At 49.3% G+C, this 11868-nt stretch carries 7 protein-coding genes; 3 read left to right on the forward strand and 4 right to left on the reverse strand.

From position 1 onward, the window contains the following. The first annotated feature begins 12 nt into the window (after window positions 1-12). Window positions 13-825 carry a DISARM system phospholipase D-like protein DrmC gene (gene drmC, locus WKR14_RS18960; RefSeq protein ID WP_339087095.1) on the forward strand — a complete coding sequence of 271 codons (813 nt, stop codon included), beginning with the start codon at window positions 13-15 and terminating at the stop codon, window positions 823-825. On the opposite strand, the gene WKR14_RS18965 is transcribed toward drmC, so the two are convergent. The 4 genes from WKR14_RS18965 to WKR14_RS18980 all read right to left on the reverse strand — a co-directional run bounded on the left by WKR14_RS18965 (window position 815) and on the right by WKR14_RS18980 (window position 10190). Then, complete coding sequence (locus WKR14_RS18965; protein WP_339087096.1) at window positions 815-4621, reverse strand: Eco57I restriction-modification methylase domain-containing protein; 3807 nt, start codon at window positions 4619-4621, stop codon at window positions 815-817. The two genes, drmC and WKR14_RS18965, sit on opposite strands and share 11 nt — an antisense overlap. Continuing rightward, window positions 4621-7677 (reverse strand): DISARM system SNF2-like helicase DrmD, encoded by a 3057-nt coding sequence (gene drmD, locus WKR14_RS18970; protein WP_339087097.1) that lies wholly within the window; start codon window positions 7675-7677, stop codon window positions 4621-4623. Before drmD ends, WKR14_RS18965 begins: the two co-directional genes overlap by 1 nt. Window positions 7678-7865: 188 nt before the next feature. Then, entirely contained in the window at window positions 7866-9104 is a 1239-nt protein-coding gene (locus WKR14_RS18975) for a tyrosine-type recombinase/integrase (protein WP_339087098.1), read from the reverse strand. 222 nt (window positions 9105-9326) lie between these two features. Next, window positions 9327-10190 carry a YicC/YloC family endoribonuclease gene (locus WKR14_RS18980; protein WP_101056442.1) on the reverse strand — a complete coding sequence of 288 codons (864 nt, stop codon included), beginning with the start codon at window positions 10188-10190 and terminating at the stop codon, window positions 9327-9329. 180 nt (window positions 10191-10370) lie between these two features. Here WKR14_RS18980 and rph point away from each other — a divergent pair, with 180 nt between their 5' ends. Further along, window positions 10371-11084, forward strand: coding sequence for a ribonuclease PH (rph, locus tag WKR14_RS18985; RefSeq protein WP_025010865.1), 714 nt, complete (start codon window positions 10371-10373; stop codon window positions 11082-11084). 105 nt (window positions 11085-11189) lie between these two features. After that, the gene (gene pyrE, locus WKR14_RS18990; protein ID WP_025010866.1) at window positions 11190-11831 is read left to right on the forward strand and encodes an orotate phosphoribosyltransferase; all 642 of its coding nucleotides are present in this window, start codon (window positions 11190-11192) and stop codon (window positions 11829-11831) included. The last annotated feature ends 37 nt before the right edge of the window (window positions 11832-11868 follow it).

Below are 11868 nucleotides of genomic sequence, written 5' to 3' on the forward strand. Positions count from 1 at the left end.
CAGGGAGTTGCCATGTCTGCTAACAGGGATAAATCTGCCTGTGCTTTGGCACAGGCGGTGCGCCAGTTGATGAATGCTGGTGCTTTTGCTGAAGTGCTTTTAGGGGTGGAGAGCGGTGCGCTAAGCTCACAGTCGGGCTCCGCCACCATTGCCAAACTCGCCGCCGGGCGTGGTGCGGTACAAAGCGCACTTGCAAATGTGATTACCATTTGGAGCAGTGAGTTTTCAGTACTCACGAACTCCGCCTTTGCCCTGCAGCTGGCCGCGCTGAAAGGGGCAGTGCTGTTAACCGAAGGCGAAGCCACGCAAACCGAAGTGGTCTGGACCGGGCCAAAAGTGGAAGGCTCATACCTGCGTGCTACGCGCCAAGTGGTGCAGGATATTATCTCTGCTGCTCAGTCAGAACTGTTGGTGGTGGGCTATTGGCTAGCGGGCAAGGAAGATTACGAGGGCATTATTAACGACATCATCGAGTTGATGGCCCATGCTGTCGCCCGTGGCGTAAAGGTCACCATGGCGCTGGATGAGGGCGAAAAGGGCTACGGCAAAAACAACCGAGATACCCTGATCGCCTTGTGGCCCAAAGGGGTTGCCCTGCCCAAACTGCTCACGTGGAAAATCCCTGCTGACGATAAGCACCTCAAGCTACACGCCAAGGTGCTGGTCGCCGACCGGCACGATGCTTTGGTGACCTCTGCCAACCTCACCATGTATGCGCTGGATCGCAATATGGAAATGGGCGTTCGGGCACAGGGGCAACCCAGTGAGCGAATTGCTGAGCATTTTGATTTGCTTAGAAAGCTTGAAGTCCTTACTAGCTATTAAGTAGATAAGAGTACAGGGCTTCAACCAGGTCTTCATTCCGAGACATTAGAGCAGTGGCATCACCTGGACTCTGATGAAGCATTCGTGTATTGGCTTCAATGTTGGATGCAATTTCTTGACCTTCTCCCGTCAAAACTAAAGGATTTGGTACCGGCATTTTTGCAAGTACGGTTGGTTTTACCTGAGCCATAACACGTCCTTCTTCTTGAGCTAGCGCTCTATAGATCTTTAAGAAATAATCAGAATTCAAAACACCTGCTACAAAATACGGGCTAACCCCTTCGATTGTAGAAAACAAATACACACCATCTAGCGCATATCTTCGAAATTCGTCCACGGCTAACCGAGGTCGATCCGAGGTTATGACGCCAACAATCTTGCTCTCTTTTTCAAATATTCTTTTGTTTCTGCTTCTGTGGAGCTCAAATATTGAATGTTTTCCTTGAGCAACTTCTTTGCAAGTAATCTTTTCAGCATGAGATTTTATAAAGTTTGCAATTCCGGGAGCTTTTTCTGCATCAAAGCCTCGCTCGGTATAAATCAACTGCTTATCTGAACTCCCTATCTGGAAAGGAGAAATTAGTGATCCGCTGTCAAGCACGGGCTTAAGATATTCTATCTCTATTGAATATGTCGATGTATCTTCTTCGGTTGGAAGAAAAGCTTCCTTCTTGTCGGCACTTGCGCCACGCTGGATTCCATCGTCATCGAATAGATTCTCCAACGGATTCACTTTGCTTAGCAGTCGTGTTGTGAATGCTATGTCTTCAACGTTCTTTGTTGGTATTAGATTGTTTGGTAGGTTTAGCAAGTCCTCAGCAGAAAAAGTTGCCTGAATTGAGCTGTCCGGTATACCTATGTTTTCGCGAGTTAGACCTGAAAATACTCGTACAAGTTTTCTGCTCGGATCTCTATGTTTAAACACAGCAATACAACAAGGTCGTGTTACACCTCTGAAAATCCCGTCTTCAACGTCGCACACTTCAATCGAAGAGAATTTTTCTAACAAGCCCTTTCTTAGGTCTGCGCCATAGGTTTGGTACAGCGCTACATCCGGCAAAATGAATCCTGCAGCCCCTGTTTTTTTTAGAATCCGGAATGCTGATTTGATTATGAATAAATGAAATAAGTCAGTGATTCTCCCCAAGAAATGAGAGCAATCTAAACTCCATAGTTCCTTAAGATACTTAGTGCCTAAATCACCCCATGGAGGATTGGCAATAATGGCATCGAAACCGGCTTTGTCCTGGCGAAAAATTTCAGGAAACTCTATCTCCCAGCAGAAAGGGATAATGGATCTAACTTCAGAAGTCAGCCCGCGAACAATCTTATCTATTTCGACTGGCGCCTTTTCATCCTTCCCCAAGCGCTCCAACCAGTAGCTATACTCAATTAATTTGGCTTCACGCTGTTTAGTGTTGGCGCCGTCAAAAAAAGCAGCAATCGCTAAGGTCGCCTTCATGCGAATACTGGCTAGGGCTTCTTCGGCGATGCGGTTTTCTTTTTCTTTGCTGACAAAGTCGTGATCGATAATGTTGTGAATTGCTTCGCGGTGTTTCTCTGCTTCTTCCACTTCCCGATCTGTCTGGTTTGTAAACAGTGGGTCGAAGTCGTTGCTGACAGGCTTCCAAGTAAACTCGTTAATCTGCGCCGGAGTAAGGCCAACCAATGAGTTTCCATGTTTAAGTGAGTGATCTAAAAAGGTAAAAGGGCGATCATTGGATAACGTTGTTAACCAAAGCGATAGCTTGGCCATTTCAACCGCAAGCTTGTTGGTGTCAACACCGTAGATACAATACTCAGCCACATAACGGCGGGCAAATACTATCCGCTCCTCGCGGGATTCTGGCATCAGGTTTTCGCTGGTTTTACCTTGAGACCGTGTACCAAAGGGCATGGTTAAAATGCTGTCAGGCTGTTCTGCCGCTATGCGCTCCCAGGCATCCACAAGCCGCTCAGCCAGATAACGGGTGGCCTGTACCAAAAATGCACCGGAGCCCATGGCCGGGTCGCATACCTTAAGGGCCAGAATCTCCTTCGGGGTTTTGATTAACCTTGGTTCAACCAATAAACCCGGTTTGCCTTCTACATTCACATAAACCTGATGTTCTAGCGTGCGGCGTACCACCGGCTCGGTTAGGGTTGACGGTGTGTAGTGAGCGCCGCTTGAACGACGGTCTTGCCCGTGGGTGACATATAGGCCACCGGGACGCACTATGCCCAAGGGTTGCAGAAAGCGTTCGACGGGCTTTGCCTGCTCCAGTAGCTCGGCATCATCGGTGCCGAGGTTCACCAGAGTTTGTCGCTCTTCGTTTCGCTCCAATACCTTTTTGATGGTGCCTGCTGTTTTGCTGGTGTGCTTGCTAATGGCCTTGATTAACGCCTTCTGGTCGAGCCCCGAAAACTCATGAGCCGAAATTGGCTCAGGCTCTTTGATTTTGCTGCCCCCTTGTAACATGAGGAGCGTTTGGTTGGTTGGCGCTCTGGCCACGCGGCGATCCAGCAAGCCTTCATACATATGGCCAATTTGTTCAACCGCCAGTGTGCGATAGCTCACCAACTGACGCGCACCATCGGCTTTGGCATATTTCAGGCTGCGGAGAATATCGCGAATGACAGCGTCTCTGACCTTGGGCGGCTCGGGCACTTCTGTTGGCCATTCGCCATTCTTGGCTCGGCCGTCCAGCAACGGGTAGCGGTCAGGATCAAACAGTTGGCCACCATGAGCGGCAATGCGAATATCCGGGTCCACGCTGCCATCGTGTAACAGCCGCGCACTTGCTAACAGGCGTGCATAGGCGGCATAGGAATATTTCAGTTTTTCCGGCGCCAGGCGGCGGGTTTCCTCAAGCTCGGTGAGCAGGTGCAGTACGCCATAAGAGCGGTCGTAGATGACATTACCGTGCGGCAGCAAACCGTTTTCTTCGGCATATAGGGTAAATAACAAGCGCATGATAAAGGCGACGCTGGACTCAAATACTTCAGCGTCGCTGTAACCCTTCAGATATTGGCTGTCGACCTCCACATTAGCTCTATCCAGCTCATGCACCAAAATTTGCAGGGCTTCGCGTACTTGATTACCTAGCTGATCGGCCACATCCAACTGGCGCTGGCGGCTTTGTTTAATCAGCTCAAGAATGACTTGATTGCGGGGCCCGGCAAAGAAACGGGATTCACCTAATAGATCCTTAAACGCCGCCAGTGTAATCGGATCGTCGTTCCAAGTTTGAACGGTCCAGGTCATCCATGAGGTGGTTTCTGAGGGAGACGCCACGACCAGGCGCCAGGTTTCGCCGTTAGTGAGTAAGCCGAGTTCAATTCCTGTTTCGCGTAGCAAACGTTCAAACTTAGTGGTGGGTGATGCTTTCCAGCGCCCTCTATCTTGTAGCCAAGGCTTATCCAATGACTGCTCACGCGGTACTTCAAGCACGAGCATTACGGCATTGCCTTCATCGATTAATATGCGTGTGGGGCGCAAAACTTCTTGCTGCGCGCGCAGGTTGACCACACTGTCGGCTGGAATGGCTGCACCCAATTGCCAATAGTCTTTGTCTTTTAGGCCGAGAAAGTCTTCGAGGATAAAGTTAATCCAGGCGAGCTGGCCATTTCCTTCCACCATGCCCTTGGGCAGACTCCAGATTTCCCGCTGCTTTCTGAATGCGGCAATTTCTGCCTTGTCGAGCGAGCGGAAGTTGCCCGCATCAGCGAGAACGGGTTCGCTTAATACGACGCCGGTAATTTCAACACTGGAAAGCCAGCGGTGCTGCCGATTTGCTATACGTTTATTGATTGCCATCAGTAACTCCCCTTCGGCAAAATTACTTCCAGTGCAACCGGATACATTCTTTGATCTGTGACTTTATATAAATTTCGTAGGCGTTTGGGCTCTGCCTCTCGTTCTTGTTCAAGCTGTTCAAGTCTGTATTGAAGAGCAATTAAATCCTGCTCTCTCTGGTCTTGCTCTTCGTCGTCAAACACAAATTGTAACTGCATGTCCAAAGAGCGTTTGTGCCAATCTTTGATAGCCTTGCGAATGGCCATAATTCGTTCTGTCGACAGGCTTTGTGCATGTTTACGGGCCACCTCGCCACGCTCATTTAGATTGGCGATTAATGCTTTAGCTTCTTCTTTTGCCGTGTTCGACAGCTGTTGAGCTATGGCTTCAATGAACGGTTCAATAAGTTCCTTTACGCTCTCTAGATGACCTTTGAAATGAATCCCGTCATCCGGTCGAACAACTGCTTGCGGGACCAGAGCGCCTCCCTGAATGAAGAGCGAACAGCGAACCAATCCTTCGTGAAGTCGATTATGTTCTGGACCCAGCAATACCAAACGCCCCCATGCGATGACGGCTGGTGCAGTAATCTCAGATGATTCTGTGATGCTTATGCGATTTAGCTGGTTTTTTGATGATTGCGCTCCCCACATCTGTACGCGAAAGGTGGAAATCGCCCGTCGCATGAGTGGGTGATCGAGGTGAACAATGGCCACTGCATCATCTTCACGTGCTTTGTCTCGATTAAATGAAAGACGCTTTTGCGGAAAGTCTGTACTGATGTAGGCTTTACATTCGGTCCAAGCTGTTGGCACGTGCGTTAGTGAAAACTCATCATCACCCAAGTCTGTGATTGCTTCATTACAGCCTTCCAGGCTCAAAGCTTGGTATAGCAGGTTGAGTTGATTGCTTGTTGAAATATCTAGTGCACAGCGAGCTCGGTTCAAAGCCTCTACCATTTGCGTGACGTTTTCATTCTCCCGGGCTTCTAGCGCCATTTCTTCTTGTGCAAGTCGTCTGCGAGCGTCGTCATTAATTGCAGCAAGGTTAACAGCTTGTCCCAGTGCCTTCTTTCTTACATTATCGGCTATTAAAGCGCCAACGCTACCTAGATCATTTCTTATATTTTCAACTTTATCGACAATGTGTTTAAGAAACTGGGAGTCCTCCTGGTTTTTAAACACAAAGTGATGAATACGCACTTCGTCTGCTTTTTGTCCGTGACGGTCTACACGGCCGTTACGCTGTTCTAGGCGGATCGGGTTCCAGGGGATTTCATAATGAATTAAATTTCGGCAGTGCTTTTGGAAGTCCGCACCTTCGGAGGCCGCATCCGTAGCGAGCAAGATGCGGACGTTGGTTTCGTTGTTTGGCGACTGGAATTCATCGTTGATAAATTGTCGTTCAGAGTCTTTCATGCCGCCAACGATGGTTCTGGTAGCATCCAGGAATCCATGTTTTTCCAGAATCCGTTCCAGATAATTTAGCGTATGTTTGTATTCTGTGAAGATGATGACACGCTCACCATTCCATTGATCTCCATCGCGAAGATTTCTATTGATCCACCCGATTAGCGCCGCCGCTTTACTGTCTTCTTTAATCGAGATATGCGAAACCTGCATATCTACAATTTCAAACATACGTTGCAGCATTTCCTTCTCATCTGCAGACAGCTCAGAAATCAGCTTGGAGGCTACACTTGTGGCTGCCTCTAGGTTGTCCTCTTTATCTTCATCATCACTCCAATCTTCCGACTCTTTTTGCTCGAAGCTGTTAAACAATGATTCTCCAATGCCAAGCTCACCTTTAATGCCAGCATTTTCTGTGTGTACGATAAGGCTCTCGCGTAGCGCCAATGGTGAGGATAAGGCACGTTTTTTCAGCAGTGTTAAGATGAACTGGAGAGGACGTTCAGAACGCTTTTCTACAGAGGTCAATCGGCTTTCAGTGTAAGTATTTAGAAGATTAAAGAGACGTTGCTCTTCATAGCCTAGCGTGACATACAGCTGTGGGTCTGTAATTTCATCTCTAGGCATGACTACACGCTTTGGAAAACGCTGTGAGCCATCCGGGTTAGTGATGTCTTCTTTCAGTCGCCGAATAGTAACAGCTGAGAGCTGTGTCTTATCAAGGTCAGTGCCACGAGAAAAACGGAGATTGTCCAGAATTTCCAGCAGGCCTGTAAAACTTTCACGATAGCCATTATGGGGCGTAGCGGTGAGAAACATCTTGTGTTCGAATTGTTCTGATATTGAACGCAACAACGAGGTGCGCTCAGAGTCTCGAACATATTGCTTTTTGCCTGATGGTGCAGCGTTATGAGCCTCGTCGAGGATTAGCAAATCCCAAGGCCTGTTGTTAGGGCTTTCGTCCAATCTTCGCCGAGTAAATTCATCAAACAAACGGCGAGGGTGCTCTGTTTTGAGATAATCAATTGATGTTACAAGGCGAGGAAAGCTGGCCCAAGGATTAATGCTAGGCCCGTACTCCTTCCGCATTTTTAGAACGGAATCTCGATCGATGATCTTGAACTCGAGACCGAATTTTTCAGCCATCTCATCAACCCACTTAATTCTTAAGTGCGCTGGACAAACGATGAGTACGCGACTTGCTCGATGGCTATGGATCAGTTCTTGAGTGACTAAGCCTGCTTCAATGGTTTTACCCAGACCCACATCATCTGCCAGCAAAAGTCGAACCCTGGGCATCTTGGTTGCGCGGATAACAGGAGCAATCTGGTACTCCTCCATCTGCACGCCGCCACGAAACGGCGCCTGAAGTATATCGCCAACAGCCAGCGAGCTTGAACCCCATCTAAGAGCTCTTATGAAAGCATCAAAAGTCTCCGGCTGATCGTGGTCCACTAAAGATGGAAGTGACGTTGTCTGAATGATGGTTGGGGTGATTTCTCGTTCCCATATTACTTGGATATTCTCTCCAAGCGAATCGTCACTCAAACATTCAAGTGAGACTCTGTGAATTGGCGTACCTGTTTGCGATATTGTCTGATACACAGCTTCAACTGCCCAGATTCTGTGTCTTAGCTTAGCTAGTTGACCTTGTTCGGGAATAGACATGCATTTTCACTCAGTAAGATAGTGAGGCAATTATAACGACATAAGACTACTAAAAAACGAGTAGCGTTTGTGAATATCACTAAAAACAAGGACAACATCGGGGAAATTCAGGCATGCTCATTAATTCAGGAGGGAGCTATTATAGCTGAGCTGGTGGCGCTTCACTTTGTCGCTTGTACGTGCCTCTCTTAACGTTTGCCGAATGTTGGCGATAAATTTACTAATCTAGCAATGGTTTCTGAGAGTTTCTCTATTGCCTCTCGCCTCTCTTCCAGATAATCGTGACGGTTGTAGATACCCTCAACACCTTTGAGTTTGTGATTTAGACAACGTTCGGCCACATCCCCGGAAGTGCCTTGTCTCGCTAGCAAGCTACGGCAGGTGCGTCTGAGATCATGTACGGTGAAGTGCGGGATTTCTCCCATTAGGTTTGGTGGTTGTGTCTTTTTGCCAGCTTCATGCCCGAAGAGCTTGGTAATCGCTCTGTTTAAGGTGTCTTTACCCATGTATGGATTTTTACTTGAACGCCTGCAGGGAAAAACATACTCAGAACCGCAAGCCCGGACTTCCAATTCTTGTATCCAGGTTAGAACTATTTGGGGTAAGGGAATATCGATCCCCATGCCTGATTTACTACGCTCTTTGGGCAAACTCCAAATTTTTCTTTGTAGGTCAAATTCTTCCCACTTAGCTTCAACTAATTCAGACTTTCTAACACCGAGTGTGACTAATAATGCACAGGCGAGATAGTTATCACGGCTGAAGCTGTTGTTATTTTCACGAGCAACTTTAAAGAATTGCTTTAATTCTCCAATGGTTAAGGTTCGATCCTTACTTTTTTCAATACCACCAGCATCGGTTACCGAAAAGGCGCTGGCCGGATTGAAGGCAATTAAGCCAAGTTTGATGCCGTGATTAAAAAGCTGTTTGCAGTACATCAGCGCATCGTTGGCAATGGTTGGACGACCACTTTCGGTAATCTTTCTCAGAATATCTCTGATATCAATGGGTGTTACATCATTGAGTGGGATTTTTCCGATTTTAGGCGCGATGTCCTTTGAGAATATCCTGAGTGGGATCTCGGGGTGTTTAAGGCGCTTTTCTAACCCTGAGTACCAATCATCAAACAGGTCCTGCACAGTGTCGACTCTGGTCTGGGCAGCTTGGCGCTTTACCTGTATCGGGTCACTACCTAATCGTACTTGCTTCATCTGCTCTGCAGCTTTCAGGCGAGCATCAGCAAGTTTGAGATCGCTATACTTGGCGAGCGTCATTTCCTTGCGTTTGCCTGCATAACTGTATCTCAGCATCCAGTATGGGTCACCCGACTTGGGGATCACCAGATAGAGCCCATCGCCATCAGCATGCCGGCCAATAGCTGATTGCCTCAGTTTTGTTTCAATTTCCTTTACCGTCAGTGAGCCCATTGTGGCGACCTCCCTTTGCACTGTATCAGCCGTGGTGGGTGAAGTTGACTGTTCATCATTTTACCCACCATCTCACTATCCTGTTAAGTTCTATTTGCCCACCAATTTACCCACCGCTTGGCTGTGGAAGTTGGTGGGTACTATTGGACGCTAATAGACGGAGTTTAATTTATAGTTCATTAAAAACAATTGGTTAATTTCAATATTTGGCGCTGGTGGATTCTATTCCACGTTCTGGATCTGCTCTCTCATCTGTTCAATCAGCACTTTAAGCTCGACTGCGGCGGCGGTGATTTCGCTGCTGATTGACTTGGAGGCCAGGGTGTTGGATTCGCGGTTGAACTCTTGCATCATGAAGTCCAGTCTGCGGCCTTCGCTGCCACCCTTGTTGAGGATCCGGCGGGCTTCGGCCACGTGGGCTTCAAGGCGGTCCATCTCTTCGGCCACGTCCTGTTTTTGGGCCAGCAATACCATTTCCTGTTCCAATCTGGCCGGGTCCAGTTCGCCCTGGATTTCGGCCAGGCGGTTACTGAGTTTTTCCCTTTGCCATTCCATGACCTTGGGCATGTGCTCGCGGACGATGGCGATCTGGGCTTCAACGGCATCCAGGCGGGTCAGCAGCATCTCTTTGATGGCGCTGCCTTCACGGCCGCGGGCTTCGATAAACTGATCGACGGCGCCGTCGAAGGCTTTGAGCAGTTCGGCGGCAATGGCATCCATGTCTTGCTCGGATGAGGACATGACCCCTGGCCAGCGCAGAATATCCACCGGGTTGAGCTCACCTTGGCCGGCTTGCTGTTTTACCCAGTTGGCGGCCTGCAACAGTTGCAGGGCCAAATCCTGATTCATATTCAGCTGGGTACCTTGTTGATCGCTCAGCTCGTAGCGCAGGTTGACTTCTACCTTACCGCGATTGAGACGCTTGCGCAGTCTGTCTCGCAGCACAGGCTCCAGGCTGCGGAACTGTTCCGGCAGGCGCAGATAGGTTTCCAGATATCTCTGGTTGACTGAGCGGATTTCCCAGGAGGCTGTGCCCCAGTCGGCTTTATGCTCGATACGGGCGTAGGCGGTCATGCTGTGGATCATCAGATATTCCAGTTGCTTGAAGACGGGTGTAGCAGAGGATTATAGACAGCTTGCCCCCGGGGTTAAAGTGAAGTGTATACACTTTGTCGGTTCGATACAGATCCGTCATGGCGTCAAGCGCCGCAAGGCCCTATAATATGCAGCCAATTCAGTCCAGACGACAAAATACAGGAATTCACTATGCGTCCCAGCAACAGAACTCCGGCTCAAACCCGCCCCATTTCAATCACTCGCCAGTTTACCGCCCATGCGGAAGGTTCTGTGCTGGTCGAGTTCGGCGATACCAAAGTACTCTGTACCGCCAGTTTTACCGAAGGGGTGCCGAGATTTCTCAAAGGCCAGGGCCAAGGTTGGGTGACGGCAGAATATGGCATGTTGCCCCGTTCTACCCATAGCCGTATGGATCGTGAAGCGGCCCGGGGCAAGCAGTCTGGTCGTACCCAGGAAATTCAGCGCCTCATCGGCCGTGCTTTACGCGCCGCTGTGGATATGAAGCTGCTGGGTGAAAACACCATAGTGATCGACTGTGATGTGATTCAAGCCGACGGCGGTACCCGCACCGCAGCCATCACTGGTGCCTGTGTGGCTCTGGTGGATGCGCTTAATTGGGCTCGTGCCAAGGGGATTCTCAAGGCTAATCCGCTCAAATTCCTGATCGCCGCCGTGAGCGTGGGGATTTTTGAAGGTGAGCCTATCTGTGACCTGGAATATATCGAAGACAGCGCCGCCGAAACCGATATGAACGTGGTGATGACAGAAACCGGCAAGATCATCGAGATCCAGGGCACCGCCGAAGGCGAGCCGTTCAGCCATGAAGAGTTGCTGAGTCTGCTGGAGCTGGCCAAGCATGGCATTCGTGAGATTATCGATGTGCAGAAGGCTGCATTGAGTTAAGTTTTTTTAAGGACCCCATGAGGGTCCTTTTTTTCGTACTCCAGAGAGTACTTTTTCGTACCCGTGAGCCTTAAGGGCTTACCCATAATCACAAGAGGAGAGATCGTGAAAGCCTATCAGCGCGAGTTTATTGAATTTGCCCTTGAGCGTCAGGTGTTGAGATTCGGTGAGTTTACCCTGAAGTCCGGCCGCAAGAGCCCATACTTCTTCAATGCCGGTCTGTTTAACACAGGGCGGGATCTGGCCCGCCTGGGCCGTTTTTATGCTGCTGCGCTGGTGGATGCCGGTATCGACTACGATCTCCTGTTTGGCCCGGCCTACAAGGGGATCCCCATCGCCACAACCACAGCTGTAGCCTTGGCCGAACACCATGATCTGGATATTCCTTACTGTTTTAACCGTAAAGAGAAGAAAGACCACGGCGAAGGCGGCAATCTGGTTGGCAGCGAGCTCAAGGGTAAGGTGATGTTGGTGGATGATGTGATCACCGCAGGTACCGCTATTCGCGAGTCCATGGAGATCATTCAGGCCAATGGCGCGACTCTGGCCGGGGTATTGATTGCCCTCGACCGTCAGGAGAAGGGCAAGGGCGAACTGTCTGCCATTCAGGAAGTGGAGCGCGACTTTGGTTGCCAGATAGTGGCCATCATCAAGCTGGCCGATTTGATTGCCTACTTGGCCGAGAAACCGGGGATGGAGCAGGAGTTGGCCGCCGTTAGCGCCTATCGTGAACAGTACGGTATTTAATGCCGTCCAGGATAGAATCTCAGCTCTTAAAGAAGCT

This window comes from Shewanella chilikensis (assembly GCF_037953065.1).
GTDB classification, from domain to species: Bacteria; Pseudomonadota; Gammaproteobacteria; order Enterobacterales; family Shewanellaceae; genus Shewanella; species Shewanella chilikensis.